Annotated in this window: 21 protein-coding genes and 1 tRNA gene; 13 read left to right on the plus strand and 9 right to left on the minus strand. The window is 41.7% G+C overall.

Annotated features, from left to right (window positions below; genetic code table 11):
- Nucleotides 1-4 precede the first annotated feature (4 nt).
- Entirely contained in the window at nucleotides 5-1,045 is a 1,041-nt protein-coding gene (gene hemF / locus V7K98_RS15695) for an oxygen-dependent coproporphyrinogen oxidase (protein ID WP_335023299.1), read from the plus strand.
- Here the strand turns inward: hemF and V7K98_RS15700 are convergent.
- Nucleotides 1,026-1,175, minus strand: coding sequence for a hypothetical protein (locus V7K98_RS15700; RefSeq protein ID WP_335023301.1), 150 nt, complete (start codon nucleotides 1,173-1,175; stop codon nucleotides 1,026-1,028). The two genes, hemF and V7K98_RS15700, sit on opposite strands and share 20 nt — an antisense overlap.
- Before the next feature lie 190 nt (nucleotides 1,176-1,365).
- On the opposite strand from V7K98_RS15700, the gene V7K98_RS15705 reads away from it, so the two are divergent.
- Entirely contained in the window at nucleotides 1,366-1,734 is a 369-nt protein-coding gene (locus tag V7K98_RS15705) for an STAS domain-containing protein (protein WP_012411454.1), read from the plus strand.
- A 94-nt stretch (nucleotides 1,735-1,828) separates the two neighbouring features.
- Here the strand turns inward: V7K98_RS15705 and V7K98_RS15710 are convergent, their stop codons facing one another.
- A complete protein-coding gene (locus tag V7K98_RS15710) occupies nucleotides 1,829-2,431 on the minus strand; it encodes a chromophore lyase CpcT/CpeT (RefSeq protein ID WP_335023303.1) in 603 nt (200 codons plus the stop codon).
- A 204-nt stretch (nucleotides 2,432-2,635) separates the two neighbouring features.
- Here V7K98_RS15710 and psb29 point away from each other — a divergent pair, with 204 nt between their 5' ends.
- Nucleotides 2,636-3,343: a photosystem II biogenesis protein Psp29 gene (psb29, locus tag V7K98_RS15715; RefSeq protein ID WP_335023305.1), complete on the plus strand. Its 708-nt coding sequence runs from the start codon at nucleotides 2,636-2,638 to the stop codon at nucleotides 3,341-3,343.
- A 93-nt stretch (nucleotides 3,344-3,436) separates the two neighbouring features.
- On the opposite strand, the gene V7K98_RS15720 is transcribed toward psb29, so the two are convergent.
- From V7K98_RS15720 to V7K98_RS15730, 3 genes are all read right to left on the minus strand, one after another.
- On the minus strand, nucleotides 3,437-3,799 hold the full coding sequence (locus V7K98_RS15720; protein ID WP_265275079.1) for a phage holin family protein: 363 nt from the start codon (nucleotides 3,797-3,799) through the stop codon (nucleotides 3,437-3,439).
- A 258-nt stretch (nucleotides 3,800-4,057) separates the two neighbouring features.
- Nucleotides 4,058-4,738 carry an ExbD/TolR family protein gene (locus V7K98_RS15725; RefSeq protein ID WP_335023307.1) on the minus strand — a complete coding sequence of 227 codons (681 nt, stop codon included), beginning with the start codon at nucleotides 4,736-4,738 and terminating at the stop codon, nucleotides 4,058-4,060.
- 41 nt (nucleotides 4,739-4,779) lie between these two features.
- Nucleotides 4,780-5,508 (minus strand): MotA/TolQ/ExbB proton channel family protein, encoded by a 729-nt coding sequence (locus V7K98_RS15730; protein WP_335023309.1) that lies wholly within the window; start codon nucleotides 5,506-5,508, stop codon nucleotides 4,780-4,782.
- 286 nt (nucleotides 5,509-5,794) lie between these two features.
- Between V7K98_RS15730 and V7K98_RS15735 the strand changes: the two genes are divergently transcribed.
- Nucleotides 5,795-6,115 (plus strand): YkvA family protein, encoded by a 321-nt coding sequence (locus V7K98_RS15735; protein WP_335023311.1) that lies wholly within the window; start codon nucleotides 5,795-5,797, stop codon nucleotides 6,113-6,115.
- Nucleotides 6,116-6,189: 74 nt separating this feature from the next.
- Here the strand turns inward: V7K98_RS15735 and V7K98_RS15740 are convergent, their stop codons facing one another.
- A complete protein-coding gene (locus V7K98_RS15740; protein WP_335023313.1) occupies nucleotides 6,190-7,491 on the minus strand; it encodes a hypothetical protein in 1,302 nt (433 codons plus the stop codon).
- A gap of 657 nt (nucleotides 7,492-8,148) precedes the next feature.
- Here V7K98_RS15740 and V7K98_RS15745 point away from each other — a divergent pair.
- The 5 genes from V7K98_RS15745 (at nucleotide 8,149) to V7K98_RS15765 (ending at nucleotide 14,136) form a co-directional block, all read left to right on the plus strand.
- Nucleotides 8,149-9,630 carry a FecR domain-containing protein gene (locus V7K98_RS15745; RefSeq protein ID WP_335023315.1) on the plus strand — a complete coding sequence of 494 codons (1,482 nt, stop codon included), beginning with the start codon at nucleotides 8,149-8,151 and terminating at the stop codon, nucleotides 9,628-9,630.
- A 296-nt stretch (nucleotides 9,631-9,926) separates the two neighbouring features.
- Nucleotides 9,927-11,303, plus strand: coding sequence for a glutathione-disulfide reductase (gor, locus tag V7K98_RS15750; protein WP_335023317.1), 1,377 nt, complete (start codon nucleotides 9,927-9,929; stop codon nucleotides 11,301-11,303).
- 608 nt (nucleotides 11,304-11,911) lie between these two features.
- A complete protein-coding gene (locus tag V7K98_RS15755; protein WP_335023319.1) occupies nucleotides 11,912-12,178 on the plus strand; it encodes a hypothetical protein in 267 nt (88 codons plus the stop codon).
- Between the two features lie 79 nt (nucleotides 12,179-12,257).
- Entirely contained in the window at nucleotides 12,258-12,893 is a 636-nt protein-coding gene (locus V7K98_RS15760; RefSeq protein WP_335023321.1) for a YqiA/YcfP family alpha/beta fold hydrolase, read from the plus strand.
- A gap of 97 nt (nucleotides 12,894-12,990) precedes the next feature.
- Nucleotides 12,991-14,136, plus strand: a complete 1,146-nt coding sequence (locus V7K98_RS15765) for a histidinol-phosphate transaminase (protein ID WP_335023447.1) — start codon at nucleotides 12,991-12,993, stop codon at nucleotides 14,134-14,136.
- An 8-nt stretch (nucleotides 14,137-14,144) separates the two neighbouring features.
- Here V7K98_RS15765 and V7K98_RS15770 read toward each other — a convergent pair whose 3' ends face one another.
- Together V7K98_RS15770 and V7K98_RS15775 are read right to left on the minus strand one after the other, a co-directional pair.
- On the minus strand, nucleotides 14,145-14,699 hold the full coding sequence (locus V7K98_RS15770; RefSeq protein WP_335023323.1) for a hypothetical protein: 555 nt from the start codon (nucleotides 14,697-14,699) through the stop codon (nucleotides 14,145-14,147).
- Nucleotides 14,700-15,461: 762 nt separating this feature from the next.
- Complete coding sequence (locus V7K98_RS15775; RefSeq protein ID WP_335023325.1) at nucleotides 15,462-16,094, minus strand: GNAT family N-acetyltransferase; 633 nt, start codon at nucleotides 16,092-16,094, stop codon at nucleotides 15,462-15,464.
- A gap of 626 nt (nucleotides 16,095-16,720) precedes the next feature.
- Between V7K98_RS15775 and V7K98_RS15780 the strand changes: the two genes are divergently transcribed.
- The 4 genes from V7K98_RS15780 (at nucleotide 16,721) to V7K98_RS15795 (ending at nucleotide 21,995) form a co-directional block, all read left to right on the plus strand.
- On the plus strand, nucleotides 16,721-16,960 hold the full coding sequence (locus V7K98_RS15780; RefSeq protein WP_335023327.1) for a hypothetical protein: 240 nt from the start codon (nucleotides 16,721-16,723) through the stop codon (nucleotides 16,958-16,960).
- Between the two features lie 154 nt (nucleotides 16,961-17,114).
- Complete coding sequence (locus V7K98_RS15785) at nucleotides 17,115-20,642, plus strand: response regulator (protein ID WP_335023329.1); 3,528 nt, start codon at nucleotides 17,115-17,117, stop codon at nucleotides 20,640-20,642.
- A gap of 68 nt (nucleotides 20,643-20,710) precedes the next feature.
- Nucleotides 20,711-21,874, plus strand: a complete 1,164-nt coding sequence (locus V7K98_RS15790; RefSeq protein WP_335023331.1) for a hypothetical protein — start codon at nucleotides 20,711-20,713, stop codon at nucleotides 21,872-21,874.
- A 50-nt stretch (nucleotides 21,875-21,924) separates the two neighbouring features.
- Nucleotides 21,925-21,995, plus strand: a tRNA-Gly gene (locus tag V7K98_RS15795).
- A gap of 283 nt (nucleotides 21,996-22,278) precedes the next feature.
- Here the strand turns inward: V7K98_RS15795 and pstB are convergent.
- A complete protein-coding gene (gene pstB, locus V7K98_RS15800; RefSeq protein ID WP_335023333.1) occupies nucleotides 22,279-23,085 on the minus strand; it encodes a phosphate ABC transporter ATP-binding protein PstB in 807 nt (268 codons plus the stop codon).
- Nucleotides 23,086-23,118 lie beyond the last annotated feature (33 nt).

The following is a 23,118-nucleotide window of genomic DNA, read 5'->3' on the forward strand; positions in this document are numbered from 1 at the left end:
ATCTATGTTGACCAACTCGCAAACGCCAACTGTAGTAGCAGAATCATCCAAGTCTTTGCCAGCACCTGACGCTCAGATTAGAGTCAGCCAGTTTATGAAACAACTGCAAGACGAAATTACCGAATCATTGGCAAAACTAGATGGTGTGGCTAAGTTTAATGAAGATAGTTGGGAACGCCCTGAAGGAGGAGGAGGGCGATCGCGCGTGCTGCGAGATGGTGCAATATTTGAACAAGCAGGTGTAAATTTTTCTGAAGTTTGGGGTTCCCATTTACCAGCCTCAATTTTAACCCAACGCCCTGAAGCCGCAGGTCATGGCTTTTATGCTACGGGTACTTCAATGGTATTACATCCTCACAATCCCTATGTGCCTACAATTCATCTAAATTATCGCTACTTTGAAGCGGGGCCAGTGTGGTGGTTTGGTGGTGGTATTGACTTAACGCCTTATTACCCCTTTGCTGAAGATGCGGCACATTTACACAAAACATTAAAACAAGTTTGTGACAAACACCACCCAGACTATTACCCGGTGTTTAAGCACTGGTGTGATGAATATTTTTACCTCAAACATCGTGATGAGACACGGGGCGTAGGTGGTCTGTTTTTTGATTACCAAGATGGTCAAGGTGCTTTATATCGCGGGCCAAATCCCAATGGGGAAGCGGCTATTCATAGCAACCAGTTAGGAATACCAGCAACCCGTAATTGGGAAGATTTGTTTGCCTTTGTCCAAGACTGCGGCAGATCATTTTTACCAGCCTACGTACCAATTGTAGAACGGCGACATGGGATAGAGTATGGCGATCGCCAACGAAATTTTCAACTCTATCGCCGGGGACGGTATGTAGAATTTAATTTAGTTTACGACCGAGGCACCATTTTTGGTCTACAAACCAACGGGCGCACCGAATCAATTCTAATGTCCCTACCCCCCTTGGTGCGCTGGGAATACGGCTATCAACCAGAACCCAATTCCCCCGAAGCCGAGTTGTATGAAACCTTCCTTAAGCCTCAAGATTGGATCAACTGGACACCAGCTTAATTGGGCATTGGGCATTGGGCATTGGGCATTGGGCATTGGTTATTAATTCTTTATCCCTCACTTTGTTATCTACCCCACCTCTCTCATTTCCCCACTCCCCATGCCCCATGCCCCATGCCCCATGCCCCATGCCCCATGCCCCATGCCCCATGCTATTAAAAATTACTACTCAGTACTGATTTGGTGAGTTAAACTACTAAAGTTAAGCACTTAGCAGAAAAAGGTGACAATTTTAGCTATAGCTTGTTAATCTCAAGTGGCAGCATTAGACAATTCTGTAACTAGCTAATCTTAAGATAAATGCCAAGGGGAGGGCTTTAGTGATTCATATAGACCAAAAAACTTATACAACGCAAGACGGAAACACCGTTATTGTCCTGACACCAGCCGGTCGCCTAGACATTACCACTGCTTGGCAATTTCGCCTGAAGTTACAAGAGTGTATTTCCAAACTCAGCCGCCATGTAGTTGTAAATTTGGCTCAGGTAAATTTTATTGATAGTTCTGGTCTTACGTCTTTGGTAGCTGGAATGCGTGATGCTGATAAAGTCAAGGGTAGTTTCCGCATTTGCAATGTACATCCAGAAGCCAAACTCGTGTTTGAAGTGACGATGATGGATACTGTCTTTGAAATCTTTGAAACAGAAGAGGAAGCTTTAGAAGGTGTACCTCGTAGCATCGCTAGCTAAAAAAGGGTTAGGAGTTAGGAGTAGAGACGCGATTAATCGCGTCTCTACAGGAGTTGATTGAAACTTCATAACTTGTAACTTATAATACATAAATTTATCTTATTTGATACTGATTCCGCTTGGTGTAGCGATAAGGGCCCATAATCGCTCCCCAAGTTGCCTTTCCAGTTGCTGGATCGATTCCTTTGTCGTAGCTGTGAAATTCTGCCCCAGTGGTTTCAAACCCCAAGGAAACATAGATACTATTACCAAGATAAGTAAAGCTGCAACGAGTCTCTGGTGGTGGGGTGGCGGTAAACTTATAGCGATCGCCAGCTAGTGTTTCCTGAGTTACTGTTAGGATACAACCTGGTAGTAAATCTAATTGTTCGAGTGTCAGTGTGTTCAGTAGAGCAGGGTTATTGCCTGCGCCTCTTAATGCATCTGGATCTTGAGGCATATAGTATTGTACTTCCAGCGATGTGTTATTGCTGCCCTGACGCAACCGCATAATTCGCTGGCGGTAAGGTTTATCTAGGTTGATCGCGTTAGCTTGTTCGGCGAACAGGGTGATGCTATCTTCTGTGAAAAGATTAATTGGTCTTTGCCACATTCGGAGATGGACATACCAAACAGGTTCGCCTATAGCTTGTTCCTGATTATCAAATTCACCAGCAAGGTACTCACCTAAAGCAATTAACTGTGGCGAGAAATTCATAAATGCGATAAATAAATCATTAAGGATAAATATTTTTGGCTAGTTTTTTAGAGGAAAGGGTCTTAATCTCCTATGGTGACTAGCTTATAAAATACTTTTGATTTGTTTATATTGTAAATGAAACCGTCGCTAGCCAAAAGCTCAACTTGGCAAAGTAGCCTTTAAGCGTGAAAATAAAGATACGTCGCCCTTAACATTTTCTTTGTGAATAACGTCCGTACTGTCTCTGATACAAAAAGAACTTTTTACAATCTTCACACCCGTCCGATTAACACTATTTATCGTCGGGTGGTAGAAGAATTGATGGTAGAAATGCATCTGCTGTCAGTAAATATCGATTTTAGCTACAATCCAATTTATGCCTTGGGTGTCGTCACTACTTTTGACCGCTTCATGGAAGGCTATCAACCAGAAAGGGATCAAGAATCAATTTTTAATGCCCTCTGTCGGGCTATAGAAAAAGATCCGCAACACTATCGGCAGGATGCTGAAAGATTGCAAGCTGTAGCTAAAGGTTTGCCAGTTAAAGATTTAATTGGGTGGCTAGACCAAACTACCTACTTAGATCGAGATGCTGACTTGCAAGCACAACTGCAAGCGATCGCCAACAATCCTAACTTTAAATACAACCGTTTGTTCGCAATTGGTTTATTTTCGTTATTAGAACAGTCAGATCCTGAATTAGTCAAAGATCAAAAGCAACTCACTGAGGCGCTAAAAGCGATCGCTGCTGGCTTGCATATATCTGATGACAAACTCAACAAGGATTTGGAATTATACCGTTCTAACCTAGATAAGATGGCGCAAGCGTTAGTGGTAATGGCAGATATGCTCTCAGCCGATCGCAAAAAACGCGAACAACGTAAACAACAATCAACCACACCCGTTGCTCCCCCAAGTTCCAACGAATAGTTAGAAGTAGAGACGCGATTAATCACGTCTCCACAGGAGTTAGGAGTGATGAGTTGTTAATAACTCCTAATTCCTAACTCCTCACTATTGATTTTAAACGCCCAATAATTTGTAGATTAAGCTGTTAATGATAGTCAGCGTAAATGCTCCAATAACAGCACTCCAAATCCCGTAACGTAAGCGAAAGCCCTCTACTAACCAAGCAGCAATACTAAAACAAACCACGGCAATCATAAATGTAAAAATGCCGGATAGTAAGTCTAGTGTAAGTAAATTTGGGACTGCAAAAATGAGGCTTAAAATCGGTCTGACTATTGCCGTCACAATACCAAGCACTGCGGCAGAAAGAAAGGCTTTGCCAGGAGTATCAATTTCAACTCCTAAAGGTAATTTGCTAATTATCAACAGGCTGATAGCTGTTACTACCCAAACAATTAAAAGCGTAACGATATTCATGCCACAACCCTTGAAACGTGAATGGCAATTGGTGATAAATTACTTCAGTTTATCGGTGGAAAAATCTTTAAAGCTCAACCAATTATTTGTAAGTTAGCAGAAATTTGATTGCTAACCGAATTTTGTTTTAGATATCTTTAGGATTGAGAAAAACCTTCAGGGGAGCAGGGGGCAGGGAGTAGAGGGGAAAAAGGTAACTTGAATTCTCCCCAATGCCCAATGCCCCATGCCCCATGACCAATCCCCATACTTGCTATTTCATCTTTTAAGAGGAGGTTGGGTTTGTTTCGGTGCTAAAGGCGCTTGGGATGCTGGTGGGTTAGAAATACCAGGATTGATAGGACTAATGCCTTGCCCGCTTGGAGGCTGACTTACGCCAGGTAACGGTACGGAATTAGGTGCTAAGGGAAATTTAGGGGTAATATTCCCTTCAGGATTGATGCCTGGAATTGTTGCTGTACCAGGATTGATTGGGAAAGATGGGATATTAGGCTGGTTGAGTGAGTTAGTGAGTGGTTGAGATGGGCCAGGAATAATTCCTAAAGAAACGCGATCGCCTCCTACTTGCCGTAGCAAATCCAATGTCTCAATCACATCATTGTAAGTTGCTGTCCGCGAAGCATTCAGCACCACAACAGCACTGGGGTTTGCTTGCAGATACTGTTTTAACCTCGCTTCCAAATCGTCCCGTTTTACAGCCTGTTTTTCTATGTAAGTGTTACCAACGGCATCGATAGTTACAATCAAACTTCCACTCTGGGATGTTATTCCAGATACTGAACTGGCGCTGGCTTTGGGCAAATCAACATTTATTGCTTGTTGCCGCGTAAATTGTAATGCCGCTAACAAAAAAAATGTCAGGATACAAAAAACGACATCAATTAAAGGGATGATTTGAATTTGGACTTCTTCAATTGGGGTATGTAGATTAACTTTCATTTTTTCAATTTAAACGCCTGATTCGGGGGTTGAGTTATAGCCTAATTAGAAAGATTCGGGGGTTCAGGAGGTTCAGGCAACCTAGTTTTTCCTGGCTTGCGGGGTGGAGTTAAATTTTCCCGCACAATTGCTGGTGTAATATTACTAAAATCAGGGGGGGACTGGCGGTAGAGCAATTCCATTTCATTCCCTGCCTTCCGAAAAACTTTGACTTGGTTGACTACAAAACTTTGAAATAGGCGATAAAATACCAAACTAATGATGGCAACTATTAGCCCCGTTGCCGTAGCTATTAGGGATTCACCAATACCAGTAGTTACCCCAGCTGTCGATTCAGTTCCTAAATCGCCAATCCGAATTGCTCGCAAAGCTCTGATTAAACCCAAAACCGTGCCCAACAATCCCAGCAGTGGCGCTAAGGCAATTACGGCTTCTAAAAGCTTTTCACCTCGCCGCATTCCAGCCAATTCATCTTCGGCTGTAGCCTCAAGTGCTAGTCGAAAGGTTTCCGCATCAGTTTTTGGGAAACGTAAGGGTGCGTAGAGAAAACGCCCGACAGGTTGATGGCTTGCTTCTTTTGCAATATCCGCAGCTACTTGCCAATTATCCTGGGCTGCATCCAGAATGCGATTTACTATTTGCTTTTCCTGAGTCAAAATTCGCACCCAGAACCACAGACGCTCAAAAATGACACTCAAAGATAAAACCGACAGAATAAGCAAAGGCCACATCGCTGGCCCGCCCTTATAAAACAAATCTAAAATATCCACTGTTTAAGTTTCCTCCCTCCACGACTAGAGCAAATGTGCTAAAGCATTTTAATTCTAGAGATTAATGCAAAATGAGGGACTTCCAAAATATAAATTTCTCGAAAACCTAAAAAGCGGGTGTAAGCACTATAAAACCCTTGCAATACCAAACTCTTGTACAAAATTACAAAGCAGGTATTTGGTAAGAAATTAGGAGTAGCGTCTACCAGACTAACTAGGACGGTTATTCCCACCGGAAGTTTTTAAGATAATTTGTCAAAATTAAAGATAACTGGAGGTTCAAAATATGAAATTTTCAATCCAATCACTTTACACCTGGTATGGCAATTTGCTTCGTAACCCTAAGTACCGTTGGTGGGTAGTTTTAGGAACATTAGTCTATTTGGTCAGCCCATTTGATTTTCTTCCTGACGTTTTCCCCATAATCGGACAGGTTGATGATGTTTTCCTTTTGACTCTGCTGGTTAGTGAGGTGTCTGGGCTAGTAATTGAAGGCTGGAAAGCTCGTAAGGGTGATGTAGGGACTGAAACTGAAGCAGCTAATACTACTGAGACTTCTACTACCACTGCAAGCACTATTGATGTTGATGCTGTTTCGGTTAAGTAGTTTTAACAAAACCCCTGCTTTTAGAATCTGAGGTAGGGGATATTTTTTATATATATTATGACAAATCACAAATTTCAAAACCGACCTAATTGTAAATTGTAATTAATACTGAAGAACCAGCCATCAAAATCAATGTTTTCGACGGTTGAATTACCTAAACTTACCCCAGCCTGTACATTCATATTAATAGTATCGGATATGCGGTAATTTAAGTGCCCGAACAGCCGATGAAATTCGTCTTCTCGATGACGCTGTGTAAAGTCCGATAAGTTCATCTGGTAGTTAATACCAACCTGGAGAGGCTTTTGCAAGTAGTAATTTAGAGACAACCAAAAGGAATTAATTATCCGATCGCGATTTTGGGGGTCAGCAAAATTTACACTCAGTTCGTAGAAGCTATCTAACGTTAATTTTGAAGTTAAAGGATCTCGCCGTCCTAAAGATAGCTGTAGGGAATTTTCATTTAAAAAGCGATCGCCTGCTTTGAAGCTATCCAGGCGATCGCTGTTGCTGGCATAAAATAACTGTTGATTACTCCAACTAAGTTCTCCATACATTCGCTGGGATAGCTGGTGGTAAATACTGAGATTAAATTTTACCTGGTTGTAATGGTATTGTGACTGATTTATATAGCGAATGAGATTGCCATCAATTGAGCCGTTTAAATAAGTCTTAGATCCCAAAGGGAAATATGCAGAGGCTAGCGTCAGTCCAGAAATAATTAAACCATCTTCTATGGGACTATCATCTGAGGAAAAAATATTGGTCGTTTGGAAGTAACCAATACGGGCTTGTAGATAGCCTATGGGTTTTGACTTAGCTACCGGTTGTTCTGTCGGTGGAAGAGGAAGTTTTTCTAGGGGCCGTAACCGCACACGCAATCCTAATTCGCGATCGCCATTAGACTCAGGTGGCGATTTTGGCGATCGCAGCAGTTGTGTTAGCCTCTCTAGCCTTTGGGAATAATTTATATCAGGTGGATTTAATAATTCCTCTTTTGAATCTGAAGGAGATGTAGGCAAAACAGTTGGTTGCGATTCTACCTGTGGCGGGTCATTTTGCTTTTGAGTATGCCCAAGTTCTTCGGTTGGGTATTTTTGAGATTGAGTTGTTTCGGGTGTTTGCTGTGCCAGATTTAACGGCATTTGGAAGTATAAAAGATGCGACTCACTGGACTGCTTACACAAAGAATTTGTTACCTCTTGCTGCAACTTTTGACACAGTTGATAAGTTACCTGTGTGCTTGCTAAATTTTTATAATGCCAAATTTCTGTATTTACAGATTCTGCTGCATCTACTCTAATGCAACACCAACTTCCACCATTGGACGTTAACAAAATACAAAAACATAAATTTTTCCAGTTCTTGAGTCGCATGTACTTAGATCGCATCGAGCGCGTTTGGCAAATATAGACCTACAAGCTATATCGGGATTTTAGACTTAGAATATACAATTGAATGCATTTATTCTAGCTTTGTAGGTATATACTAAAACTACAAACTAAAATTGCTGTTTCTCGGATTTTCTCCCAGTTTTTCCAAAATAATCTAGGATCTTCCGATACAATTTATGCTCTAATTTAATGAAATACAGCCAGTAAGCCATTTCATTGATAGATTCATAAAAACTTTTTTCCCCTATCATTGATGATGCTGTAGCTGATTCTGATTAAAATGTTCCAGAAGGAAAAAACTAAATAAGCTAAACATATAAAATAAAGTTTATTCATTAGCTTTTATCGAACAGAATTCAGGAGTCAGAATTCAGAATGAATTCTGTACGACTGGTGGATGAATAATTGGGTTTAAAACCCCTACTGAACTACCGTTCAGTAGCTCAAAATCAGTCGCGGGTCTGAATCCCCGACTGATTTATTCTGACTCCTGAATTCTGACTTCTGAATTCTTCTTCAAGTATTTAATTTAAATTAAATACATAAAAGGTTTACCTAAGAAAAGTTTTCTATAAAAATTAGCATAACTTAAATACTCAAGTTCTTTGGTAATAGTTGAAGTTCACAAATTATCCAACTATGTTTTATAAATCATTTCCATTATTAGTGATTAGTTTATGGGGAGTTATAGTATTGCCTTTGCCAAATAGGGTAAGTGCCATAACTCCTCTAATGCGAGCAGAGATTCAAAACATCCGCAACATAGTACAACTGGTACCGAAAGATAGATATAAGAAGCGTCCTGCACGCAAATCAGATGCGATGACTCCTGGTGATGGGTTGTCAACTGGTCGAGCTTCCCTAGCAGAGTTGCGCTTTAACGACGGCTCTTTGGCACGAGTTGGGGAACAGGCTATATTTCAATTTTTACCAAAAACTCGTAGTTTTAGACTGTCAAACGGAACAGCATTGCTGCTTATCCCACCCGGAAGGGGGCAAACACGTATACAAACACCAAGTGCAGCAGCAGCAATTCGTGGTTCGGCATTATTTGTACGTTACAACAAAGAAACTGACACCACAATTGTGGGGGCGCTGACAAATAGCGGCATTGAAGTTTTTAATCAGGATGCCTCTCAAAGTCAAGTGCTGCAAGCAGGGCAAATGATGCTTATAGTGAAAGGCAAATTTCAGGGCTTATACGATTTTGATCTGAGAAATTTTTATAAAACGAGCGATATGGTTCGGGGGCTTGATTTAACTAGAGAAAATCTTACGCCTACAGCAGATCCAGCGATCGCAAGCGTTCAAGCTGAAACTGCTGCGGCTTTGAAAGCACAGTCGCCCATAATTGGCGAGGGAGTAGTTGAAAACCCATCTTTTACAGAGTTAACTACTAGTTCTTCAGCTTCTTCCAGCAACGACATTATCACAGGCAATTCCCCAGTAGATGCCATTACAGATAATTCTCCATTAAATTCCTTTGAAGACATAGGGCAACTCCTGTCAAATACTAAGCAGCGATCCGTGATAAATGGTAATAATAACAATGTAAATACTCAAAATAATAACGTTGGTGTTGATTCTAGTAAAATCCCAACAACACTTCAAAATCCCTCGGTTCAGCCAACCCCTGGCGTTGATTTAGGAACTCCAACTACAAATCCTACACAGCCAACCCCTGGCGTTGATTTAGGAACTCCAACTACAAATCCTACACAGCCAACCCCTGGTGGTGATTTAGGAACTCCAACTACAAATCCTACACAACCAACTCCTGGTGGTGATTCAGGAACTCCAATTACACATCCTACACAGCCAACCCCTGGTGGTGATTCAGGAACTCCAATTACACATCCTACACAGCCAACCCCTGGTGGTGATTCAGGAACTCCAATTACACATCCTACACAGCCAACCCCTGGCGATCATTCAGGAACTCCAATTACACATCCTACACAGCCAACCCCTGGCGATCATTCAGGAATTCCAAATAGAAATCCTAGACAACCAACCCCTGGCGATCATTTAGGAACTCCAAATAGAAATCCTAGACAACCGACCCCTGGTGATCATTTAGGAACTCCAAATAGAAATCCTACTGGACTGGGGACAAACTGAGCCTGCGAAGACTTCCAGACTTTAGTAATATTTTGTAAATTTCATTTTTCCAACGTAGCAGGAGCATAAATTTATAACCGCCTCCAGAGGTAGAACTATAACAACTGTTAACTACCGCCTCTACAGCAACCAAAGCAAAAAGTGATATTTTCTACGACCAGAGAACATCTGCTAACGCTAGATTAAATCAAGGACAAGACTTACATAGGGTTCACCGGATATCCTTATATAGTCCAATGACATTCTGTTGTATGAGTTCCCAGGAACTAACTTTTTGCTAGAGAGAACATAAATTTATGACTTTTGATTATGATCTGTTTGTGATTGGTGCGGGTTCTGGAGGTTTAGCGGCTTCCAAACGGGCGGCTAGCTATGGGGCAAAAGTGGCGATCGCTGAATATGATTTAGTTGGTGGCACTTGTGTGATTCGCGGTTGCATTCCCAAAAAACTTATGGTCTATGGCTCTCACTTTCCCGCACTATTCAGTGAAGCTTCAGGCTATGGCTGGAAAGTCGGTAAGGCTGAGTTGGACTGGGAATATTTCATTACATCTATAGATAAGGAAGTTCGGCGACTGTCGCAACTACACATCAGCTTTTTAGAAAAAGCCGGAGTGGAACTAATTTCTGGTCGCGCCACATTGCTAGATTCCCACACCGTAGAAGTTGATGGACGCAAAGTGACAGCAGATAAAATTTTAATTGCTGTTGGTGGTCGTCCCATCAAACCAGATTTACCAGGTATGGAATATGGCATTACCTCCAACGAAATCTTTCATCTAAAAGAACAACCAAAACACATCGTCATTCTCGGCGCTGGTTATATCGGCACGGAATTTGCCTGTATTATGCGCGGTTTGGGTTCTGAGGTGACACAAATTACCAGAGGTGAAAAGATTTTGAAGGGGTTTGATGAAGACATTCGCACAGAAATTGAAGAGGGGATGACTAACCACGGAATTCGGATGATTAAGAATAATGTGGTAGAAGCAATTGAACGTGTGCCAGAAGGGTTTAAACTAACTTTATCAGGGGAAAACCAAGAACCAGTAATTGCCGACGTGTTTTTAGTAGCGACTGGTCGAACTCCCAATGTAGATGGACTAAGTTTAGAAAAAGCTGGGGTTGATGTTGTCTCTAGTTCTATTGAAGGGCCTGGATACCTTAACACAAATGCCATCGCAGTCAATGAATATAGTCAAACTAATCAACCAAATATCTTTGCCGTTGGCGATGTCACAGACCGAATCAATTTAACTCCCGTCGCTATTGGCGAAGGACGAGCTTTTGCAGATAGTGAGTTTGGCAATAATCGCCGCGAATTCAGTCACCAAACTGTTCCCACAGCCATATTTTCTACCCCAGAAGCCGCAACAGTAGGCTTAACAGAAGCCGAAGCACGGGAAAAACTGGGTGATGCGGTAACAATTTATCGCACTCGCTTTCGTGCCATGTACCACAGTTTGACTGGTAAGGAAGATAAGACAATGATGAAGTTGGTTGTTGATAGCAACACTGACAAAGTACTAGGCGCTCACATGGTGGGTGAAAATGCCGCCGAGATCATCCAAGGTGTGGCGATCGCTGTGAAGATGGGCGCAACTAAAAAAGACTTTGATGCTACCGTTGGTATCCATCCTTCCGCAGCCGAAGAATTTGTCACAATGCGGTAACAAAACAAGAGTTAGGAGTTAAGAGTTATGAGTTGAAGAAAGAAACTTATCACCTAAAACTTAAAATTCTTAACAGACGCGATTAATCGCGTCTCTCCTAACTCGTAATGAACGCAGAGTGAAGTACTCCAACCTGCTTCGCTGAGGTTGGGGCTTCCAACACATCAACTCAACTCAGGGACGGTCTTATTCGTCTACGGAGTTTCCCGTATCTTCCGCCGATGCCACGTTAGGAATTCTTATTTCTAAGAGTTCGGGACTAAACCCGATGATGGTCTTACAAAGCGGAGGCACTGCGTTGCGGGGGTTCCCCCCGTTGAAGCAAGTGCCGTTCCACAGGCAGCCCCCCGCCTACCACAGGGAGTTTGATTTTTGTTTTGCACAACACCGCTTGGATTCACGACAATAGTCAACCAGCTAACAGTGTTCTTTCCCCGATCTACCGATTTATCGCACGTCTTGTATCTTACTACTACTTTGATGTTAGCCTGTCTGTTCAATACGGTCGGGTGGGTTAGCAACCATTTTTATAATACCATAGATGTATCCATCATAGCGATACATTATGAAAGAAAGATCTATTAGAGTTAGATTATCGCAAAAACGAAATGACAAGCTTAAGGCTTACGCACAAAGCAAAGAAAAAACAGTTACGCAGTTGGTTGAGGATTGGATCGACAGGCTGCCTAGCGCCAAGATTGACGACTTCTCAATCAACCCACCCCCCAATCAATCTGACGATTGATGTCGGTCGGAGTTGGTTTCGTCGTCGTCCGGCTATCCATCCCCACCGTGCAGACGGATGGGGAATTCCGCCGAACTCGTTAAATCAAGGACAAGACTTCATCCTGTATCTAGCTTCCCTCTCCTTATAAAGAAGAGGGATTGAGGGTGAGGTAAGCTAGGGACATAAACTGTATGTTATTTAATTCTTGTTCCTAAGCATATACAGCTTTGCAATATATATATCTTCACGGTTTTGGTTCTAGTCCTAATTCTGCCAAAGTGCGGGATATAGGCGATCGCTTTACCCAAATTCACACAAAGCTAAAAATTCCCGATTTGAATGCTGGCGATTTTTCGCAATTGACAATCACTCGTCAAATCACTCAAGTTGCCGCAGAATTCAGTAACAATTCTACACCAGTAACGCTAATTGGCTCAAGTTTAGGTGGTTTAACCGCCGCCCACTTGGGACAGCAATATTTACAAATACAACGTCTTGTGCTGCTAGCTCCAGCTTTTGGGTTTTTATCCCATTGGTTGCCCAAGCTAGGCGATGAACAAGTACAGCGTTGGCAGCAACAAAAATCTATCATGGTCTATCACTATGGGGAAAAGCGATCAATTTCTTTAAGTTACGATTTTGTTACAGATGCTGCCCAATACCAAGAAAAGCTTTTGCAGCGTCCTATCCCCACCCTAATTTTGCATGGAAAAAAGGATGAAGTTATTCCCATCGAAGCTAGTCGTGACTTTTCGCGTTGCCGTTCTTGGGTAGAGTTAATTGAACTGGACAGCGATCACGCCTTGGGTGATGTTATGAAAGAAATTTGGCAAGCAATTCACCTCTTTTGCCATTTACCTTGAAGTTGTAAAATATTAAACTCTCATATAACTAATGTCCTTAATCATTTGTTTTATTCAATTACAAATGACAAATTACAAATGACAAATGACTAAAATTATGCTTCCCTTCATCCGGTCAGATTTAGCCCAAGTTACCGCGTATAAACCCCACCCCAGCAGTGATACAGCCAATTCTGTCCCCACACAGTTCGATCGGCTGGATACAAATGAAAGCCCTTATGATTTACCACCTGAGTTAAAAGAAAAGCTAGCGTGGACGTATCAACAAGTAATTGAAACAAATCGTTATCCTGATGGCGGGCATAAAACACTTAAGGATGCGATCGCAGAATACGTCAATGAATCAGCCGCCCTCCCGCTATCCAATACTGCTGCGAATATTTCTGTGGGAAATGGTTCTGATGAAATAATCCGCTCTTTATTAATCGCCACCTGTCTAGGAGGAGAAGGTTCTGTTTTAGTTGCCACTCCTACTTTCTCTATGTACGGGATTTTAGCCCAAACTTTGGGAATTTCTGTAGTGACGGTGGGAAGAAATGAAACAAATTTTGAAATTGACTTACAAGCCGCACAGTCTGCGATCGCACAAACTCAAAATCCCCCCATTCGCGTAGTTTTTGTAGTGCATCCTAATTCGCCCACTGCAAATAGCTTAACTGCCGCAGAATTGGCGTGGTTAAGAAGCTTGCCAGAGCATATTTTGGTAGTAATTGATGAAGCTTATTTTGAATTCAGCCAAACAACCCTAGTCGGTGAGTTATCACAGCGCCCAAACTGGTTAATATTACGCACTTTTTCTAAAGCTTTCCGATTAGCATCTCTCCGGGTTGGTTATTGTATCGCTCATCCCGAAGCGATCGCCATTTTAGAAAAAGTTCGCCTACCTTACAATCTCCCCAGCTTTTCCATAGCAGCAGCATTAATTGCTTTACAAAACCGCACACTCTTGCTGGAGTCAATTCCCCAAACCTTGAGTGAACGAGCCAAACTCATCGAAATTTTATCTCAGCAACCAGAATTACAAATTACCGCAAGCGCTGCTAACTTTATTTACCTACGCCTTCAGCCAAATGGCTTAACTTCACAAGATACTGTACTAAAAACTTTCCATCAGAAACTGAGGAAACTCGGCACTCTTGTGCGACACATTAGTGGAGGATTACGAATTACTATCGGGACAACAGAAGAAAACACCCGCACAGTTAATAGAGTCCAAGCAGTTTTAGCAGATTTGGAATTTTAGCAATTCACTCAATAATTAAATCGGCTGTCCATCTCACTGCCCAAACGACGTACTACTCCTACTGTTTGTGGCAGCACACCTACCAAAAGAGCAAAAGCAACATCCGGCAAAAGAGCCACTATTTCTGGTGGAAAGTATTGTTCAAATTGATCGAGAATTTTCTGAACTCGCTGCCCAGGGACTGGGTTTTCTGTAATTTGTTTAATTAACCGAATCCACTGCCGTCTAATCAAGTAAGCCTTCTGGCGTTCTTCATTCGATTCGGGAGTTAATAAAGACAGATTACCTATGGGCAGTGCCCTTTGGCAATCACAATCGTAATCCCCACCCACAGCAGCCCCAGGCCCAGCAAACTCTGCATGGTAGCGTTTAAAGAGGATTAGTCCATTTCGTCTACGACTATTGACGATGAAAACCTCTCCACTGTGTAAACGTGTAAGGATATCCGAGCCTTGCGACTGCTCAGTTCCATCTGGCATGAGAACAGAGTCAAGGAAACTAGTTTTCGGGTAATAAGTTGATATCATAGAGTTTTGATAGCGTTGATGCTGTTCGCTATCCATGTTTTTTAAACTTTCAACGAATTTGGTAGTAGTATGCACTTCAAAACGGAATTAAATTTTACGTCAAACTAAGTCTTTGAATTTTTTATTACCAAGAGTTTTTTAGTCAATTTAACTAAGATAGTTATAAATACGCACTGTTTAGTAATTGAGTGCTTATATTTTATGAAATATAACCAGCTTTGTCCCTAAATTAAGAGAGCGTTTTATTAAAGCTTTTATAAAGATTAATATCTTAATTACAAAGTTGTTATGAGGGATTTTTTCTTTTAGTAGGAAATTTACACCTATATTCTATTGTAATTCATTTATCTATATCAAATAAATTACTATAGAATAGTTGTTGTTTAATGACAAGTTAAAAAAGACAAAATGTAACACTTAATAACTTAGTAAAGTCTTTTAAGGTTATTTTTTATCATATTAGGAATCCGGTTTGATTTCTGAAAATATTCGTAGGATGTGTTAGCGACAGCGTAACGCATCAAACCCTTGAGAATAGTGCGTTACGAACTCCGTTCTAACACACTCTACAATACCTAATTTCGTTGAAAAATAAAATAGTAATCCTATATATTAATATTCTAATTATCCATTATAAGCCTAAAGAGCATCCTTAAAATTGGATCTAAAGCTATATATAGCGAGACATTGAGCCAATAATACCTGAGTTTTTAGTTAGGTTAGGTTGTGCTTTGATTACTGATATTTATGAGAGATTTTCTCCAAGCTAATACAATATAAAAATTTACAACCATTCAGCTAGCAGCCAGTAGAATCAGCACTAAGATGCTTGTGCAATAACATCTGGCTTGAGCGTCCTAGTAAAAATGTATTCAAATTCGATTCAACTTTATGCACCCGATATCCCGCCTTAAAATAAAGTTGTCTTGCCTGATGATTATTTTCCAAAACGTGAAGATATAAGTCTTGAAATTCCCACTCTCGAGAAACTTTTTCACAGCTAGTCAGTAACCCTGAAGCTACCCCATGTCTACGGTATTTTGGGTGAACCGCTAAATTAGATAAGTAAAGAAAACCCATGCCAGCCTGACTCCACGAATCACTGTAACGTACACCCATTTCCACACTTCCTACTAAATTATTAGCACCACTAGTAGCTTCAAAGGCGACTAAACAAACATGACGAGGTGGGGGTGATGCCATCCGATGCCTTAAGTCTTCGTAAATCCCTAGACGTAGCAATGGAAAAGCCCATCCCCACATACCTTTTTGAGAGTGAAAGCTTTCAGCAATAATTTGGGAAACACCAATCAAATCAGCAGGTGTAGCTGTACGAATTTGAAATTCGCAGCAAGCTGGATCGGTTGGCTGTTGCTGGTATGGATGAAAAAACCGATATTTCAAGGCTAGTTTAGTATTGATTTTATTCAACGAAAATTTTCTCAAATATCCTCAAACACCATTTAAACTGAATAAAAACTTTATATCTGCCCAGGAGATAAACTGACCTAAGATTGCTAATTCGCTTTTGCTTAATACAGCATACAAAGTTTTACTCTTTAGTTTGGGACTTTATAGCCGATCTTTTTGAAAGAGTCTTAGAAGTTACAGGTTCATAAAGCTACAATCTCAAGTTAAGTAGGTTCAGATGCATCCCTTACTTGATATAAGAGAATATCAGTGTGTTTACCACAAAAACATCTGTAAAGTTGTACAGATTTAGGTTAATGGGTAGATAGATAGCATAACCTGTCCATAAGCATTACTTAGAAAATTGTTAAGTAAATATACTACTGACAAACTCTGGTTGCAAACCACCTTTGGTTATAGTGTTGAACTTGTTTATGCAATTGACGCTACACTAACAAGAGTTTGCTGCTAGGTCATAGAAACAGGCTCTACAGGTGCTAGGCAGGAATCTTGCAGATTCCTCTTCCTAACTTCTTAATGAATGCCACTTGTCTTAATGATAGTTATGATTGCTAAATTAGAAAGAGGTATTTGTCTAATAGTATACTTTGGCTTTAAATCTTATTTTTAATTTTGCTGACTCTACCATGACTACCATAAATAAAATTTACCTGCAAGTGTTAGTACAACTGCTGCAAAGGGAAAACTTAATATGCAGCTTCATCTGGATTTTTCAGCTAACTATGAGTGCTGTATGTAGTATTAGACGTTGCTCAGAGGAGGTGAAAGAAGATTTGGTTAGCAAGTATCGACTCTATAACCCTAAAACTGACCATGAAAGCAATTACACTGCACTAAATCAAACGGTAATGGGCATAAGCCCTTGAGACAAATTACTGTGAGTAAACGCTCCTACACTCAGCAGTCATGTAGCCAAGCAGCCCTATTGGTTGAAATGCTCTGCTCTTACCTGGCTCAGAAAAATCCTTCCCTGATCAGATTATTCTTTATCCGACTGCCGTTGCAGCAGGAAAGCGGTGCATGAAATCCCAAGCAAACAGTAAGCCGAAAATTTTGGTTGTCGACGATGAGCCAGACAATCTTGACTTGCTTTACCGCACTTTCTATCGCGACTACAAAGTGCTAAGGGCAACCTCTGGCCCTGCGGCCCTTGATTTACTGGCTCAAGAGGGAGAAGTCGCGGTGATCATCTCCGATCAGCGAATGCCGATGATGAGCGGTACAGAATTTTTGAGCCTGACAGCAACTCAATATCCAGATATTATCAGGATTATTTTAACTGGCTACACCGATGTCGAAGATTTGGTGGAAGCAATCAACGCTGGTAAGGTTTTTAAGTATGTTACTAAACCGTGGGAAGCTGAGGAACTTAAAGCTGTGGTACGCCAAGCTTTGGATACTCACAATGTCCTTAAAGCCCGTACCCGCGAACTTACCCGCACACTCCGACAAGAGTCGCTGCTGAATACCGTCACCAATACGATTCGCAGTGCTTTAGACTACAGACAAATTTTGCAGGCAATTGTAGATACAGTTGGACACATGTTGGAGGTTGATGTCTGTCTGTTGCGTCCCTTCCAAGATGAGCAATTGACGGATAAAGGATTCATTTATCAGAAAGCTCTTTCTCAAAAAGCGGATGAATATACACCAGTAGAGGTTCGGGCAAATAATTCTTCTGCTGTGTCCCTCTCCCCCTCTACCCCTCTGACTGTTTTGGCTCAGACGGTGTGGGAAACCCGCGAAGTCCAGGTGATTCACGATGTAACCGATGATGAACGCATTCACGGTAATACTCCCGAACTGCGCCAACGTGGGGAAGCTTTTGTTGCTGCTGACATTTGTTCTAGTTTAGTTGTGCCATTGATCTGCCAACAAGAACTGATGGCAGTGCTGGCACTACACCAATGTTCCGTACCCCGCTTCTGGGGAGAGGATGAGGTGCAGCTAGTGTTGATGGTAGCGGATCAGGCAGCCTTAGCTTTGTCTCAAGCTTATGCCTACGAACAAGTACGGGCCCTTGCGAAGCGAGAGAGTTTAATTAATACCATTACTAGCGCGATTCGCTCTAGTTTAGACCCCCAAGATATTTTTGCGGCTATTACTCAACAACTGGGACAAGCCTTACAGGTAGATGGCTGCGTTCTGTCTTTGTGGACAGAAGAAGATGAGTTTGTCGAGTGTGTGGCTTTGTATGACAGTTTTCAACATTTGGAAAATTTACGATCGCCAGTCCCGGATAATCACTCAAGTAACAATCATCACTTAACAACTCCAAGATTACCCTATTCTCAAGCGTCTATACAGGAGAATCCCATCCTCCAACAAATGCTACAGACACATGAACCTGTGGTAATTGGGAATGTGAGCCATGCTCCCTCAGATTTGCAGGGTTTTAATTTGTCATTAAAGATGCCAGCGCGATCGCTAATGTTTGTGCCATTATTGGCTGATGGTAAATGTATCGGTAGTATTACGTTACATGAAGGTAAAAAAGTACGCCAATGGCTGCCATCTGATATTGATTTGGCGAAAGCAGTAGCAGCCCAAGCAGCGATCGCAGTCCAGCAGTCACACTTATATCAAAAGACTCGCCAACAAGCTGAACGCTTACTAGAATTAGACAAACAAAAAACCGAATTTTTCCAAAATATTTCCCATGAGTTTCGCACACCCATCACCTTGATTCAAGGGCCTTTAGAGTCAGCAGTGGCGGCTGGTGAAGGATTATCTTACTCCCAAAGTGCGATCGCCCTGCGTAACTCCCGCCGCCTGCTGCGACTGGTAAATCAACTCCTGGATTTACAACGCCTGAATGCGGGGAGAATGCAGCCTAGCTTCCATCCTTGTGATTTAGTCGAATTTGTCAGCCAAATTGTGGAATCTTTTCGTCCGTACTGTGAGAAAAAGAAACTACATCTCGCCACTCAGTTAGATGAATGTTCTCCGGTGTACTTGGACATGGAAAAATTCGACAAGGTGGTTTACAACCTACTGTCAAATGCCATGAAGTTTACCCCCGAAGGCGGGACAATCAGTGTCAGACTAAAATCTGAGCGCGATCGTTGCATATTGCAAGTACAAGATACAGGAATCGGCATTGTTCAAGAACAAATTCCCTACCTATTTGAGCGCTTCCGCCAAGCTGAAGGTTCAGCAAACCGTTCCTATGAAGGCAGTGGTTTGGGTTTAGCTTTAGTTAAAGAATTGGTAGAATTACATGGTGGTCAAGTAACTGTAGAATCAGTTTACGGTCAAGGCACTACCTTTAGTTTATGGCTTCTGACTGGAAATGCTCATCTACCGACACCACAAGTAGTAGAAACACCTGCCGAAGTGAACACGAGCCGCGCTAGCGTAGAATTAGCTGATTTAGAACTGATAGAGTCAACAACAGACAATATTGAAGATATTACAATAAATTCCTCCCCTAATATTGATACTCAAGACTCAACACTTAAGACTCAACACTTAATTTTAGTTGTAGATGACAACCCGGATTTGCGAACTTATGTATCTGAGATTTTCCGCCGTAACGGTTATCAGGTAAAAACGGCTCGTAATGGTTATGAAGGGCATAATACAGCTAAGGAGATTATGCCCAGCTTGATTGTGACTGACTTAATGATGCCCTTGGTGAGTGGACTGGAGATGATTCAGCTGGTCCGTAAAGAGGATAAGTTGAAAGGAACACCGATCATTTTGCTGACTGCGAAAGTTGACGAAGAAACCCGCATTGAAGGTACAGAACATGGGGCGGATGCTTATTTAGCAAAACCATTCAACGATCGGGAACTTTTGGCGGAAGTTCGGAATCTTTTGGCATTGAAGGAAAATGAACGGCGAATAGTGGAGTTAAATACTTATCTAACAGAATCAGTGTTAAAGCGCTTTTTACCAGCTGTATTAGTGCAAAAAGCCGCAACTGGTGATTTAACGTTAGATTTGCGTCCAGAACCACGCTTAATTACAGTTTTGTTTAGTGATATCGTGGGTTTTACACAGCTATCAAATACTCTTAGATCCCGGCGAGTCGCAGAATTGCTAAATGAATATTTAGAAGCTATGACCAAGGTTGTATTTGGCAATGGCGGCACTGTAGATAAATTTATGGGAGATGCGATCTTAGCTTTATATGGAGCGCCGGAAGAACTAAGCCCCAACGAACAGGTGCGTCGTGCCATTAATACAGCAAGAGCAATGCACCGTTCGCTGGCTGACTTGAATCAGCGCTGGCAAAACCAAGGTGTATTTGATGGCGACAGACTCACTAGCGTCCAGTTTCGGTGCGGTATTCACCAAGGTACTGCTGTTGTGGGGATGTTTGGTAGCGCTGAACGTGCAGACTATACCGCCATTGGCCCAAGTGTGAATATTGCTGCAAGGTTGCAAGCTGCTGCTGTTCCCGGTACTATCTTGGTTTCTGCTGCCGTGGCAGATTATTTGCAAGAAGAAGAAATTACTAAAGGTAGTCCGCTAGAACTTAAAGGAGTAGATGAAACAGTTTTGACCTTTTCTGTTACACCAGAGGTAATGGTTAATCGCTAAAATTTAGACTGGTATTTTAAAGCATTAGCAATGAGTAAGAGTGCCTAATCATATCCAGTTTATATAATATGACACCATCTGTTGCAGATAAAACTCCAATTCCAACCAAAGTCTGGAGGCGACACACCGATCCACCAGCTTTGTGGATTTCTGTCGTTATAGGTTCAGTCTCTCTGCACTTACTGGCGTTCTGGCTGATACGCTCATCTAATGCATTTAGTCTGTGGTTTCCTCAGCAAAATCAATCTGCTGTTCCTATTGAATTGATAGACATTGCTCCTGAAACAAAATCAACAGCCAAAAGAGTTTCGTCAAAGCCAGCATCCGCAACTGAAAAGTCTGTACCAGCCCGATCGCCACAAAATCAAGATTTTGGGGAAATAAATTCTGCTGATAATCTCCAGCAAAAGAGTCGAATTTACGCCTCTCAACCTAATAGACAACAGAGAGTTTCTGCATCTACGCCGAAAGCAACAGCCACACCAAAACCAACAGTTACGCCGAAAGCGATCGCCACACCAAAACCGACAGTTACACCAACACCTACGGTTCCAGTCGGCAATCTACCTTGGAACCGCCGTCAAGAAATCAAACTGGGAAAGGGAACGGCACTACCAGCAGGTATGCCATCAACTCCACCAGTTTCGGAAGCTGAAAACAGAAAAATCCCACCAATTTCGACTAGGGAAACTCCACTAACTCCTACTAGGGAAACTCCAGCAACTCCTACTAGAGAAACTCCACTAACTCCTAATAGGGAAAGTCCACTAACTCCTACTAGGGAAACTCCAGCAACTCCTACCAGGGAAACTCCACCAAGTCCTAATGGGGGAGCATCGATAGCAATAGTAGCTCCTTTGCGTAGAGATGAAATAATTAACTTTATACAAACAAAAGGATTTCGACAAGATGCTCTACCCGACGTTATCGCTTTATACACGGGAAGCAAGGCAAAACAATTAGACTCAAGTTTTCTCCCCCGCGATTCCGAAGTTAAGCCTGCACAGATGCTTGTTAGTTTAATAATCGATCGCAATGGCAAGTTTCAACAGGCTGTAGTTCTAGAGATAGAACCGGCAACACTACAAAGTGAAAAAAGCACATACGAACGAGTTCTCAATAATGTTTTCAAAACAGAAAACTTTCTTGCTGCTCACAGCAACGATGGTACAAAACCAGATTTGAGCAATTTGTATGTACGAATCAAAATCCAGCCTGCTAATTCTAACTAAATACTTGAATTTTTTCAAAAGCCATGCTATATTTAATAAGTTGGAAATTTGCGGGTGTAGTTTAGTGGTAAAACTATAGCCTTCCAAGCTATTAATGCGGGTTCGATTCCCGCCACCCGCTTGAAAAAACCTTACATAAACCAGTGCAGCACGATGTTGATGCACCGACTGTTTAGGTAGTGGGCTATAAAATTATTATTTTGTATTGAGTGTAGTATTGTACTAAGTTAACGTAACTCTTATGTTAAAAAGCTTAACTATTGCTTTTGTTAACTAAGAAACAGCAATAATTAGGCGATCGCTAAACTTGGCAAACAAATAAAAAAGTAGAGGAATATCGTACAGCTTTAACTTCCGAGTATCCCTCATGGCTCTAACATCAAGAGTGTGTAATATTTATCTACTTATCCAAATCTGCCACTAACGTAATCTTTGGTATCTTGCTGCTGAGGATTGTTGAAAATTAATTCTGTTGCGTCATACTCTACCATGTAGCCGTTACGACCTCCAGTTTCTGTGGTTTTGACATTAAAAAAGGCTGTCTTGTCAGAAACCCGCGCTGCTTGCTGCATATTATGGGTAACGATAACAATGGTATATTGCTCTTTAAGTTGGTGAATTAGTTCTTCAACCCGCAATGTGGAAATAGGGTCGAGAGCGGAGCAAGGTTCATCCATTAATATAATTTCAGGTTGGACTGCGATCGCACGAGCAATACATAATCTTTGTTGTTGTCCACCCGATAAAGATGAACCGCTTTGTCGCAGCTTATCTTTTACTTCGTCCCACAAAGCCGCTTGCCGCAAACTCCGTTCAACTAATTCATCCATATTACCTTTGTAGCCGTTAATTTTGGCTCCAAAAGCAATATTGTCATAAATTGATTTGGGAAACGGGTTTGGTCTTTGAAACACCATCCCAATTCTCCGACGCACTTCTACAGGATCGATGTCGGATGCATACAAGTTTTTATCGTAAAAAAGTATTTTACCTTCTGCCCGAAATGACTCGATCAAGTCATTGAGGCGGTTATAGCATCGTAACAACGTACTTTTACCACAACCAGAAGGGCCGATAAAGGCTGTCACCTGATTTTTTGGTATATCTAGCCAAATATTCTGTAAGGCTAGAAATTTGCCGTAGTAAACGTTGAGGTTCTCGGTGCGTAAAACGGTTTGAGTATCATTCACTGTGCTAGTATTGGTAGCCATAAATTAAGTGCAGTATTAGTTTTAGCGATACAA

This window comes from Nostoc sp., from assembly GCF_036917435.1.
Classification (GTDB): Bacteria; Cyanobacteriota; Cyanobacteriia; order Cyanobacteriales; family Nostocaceae; genus Nostoc.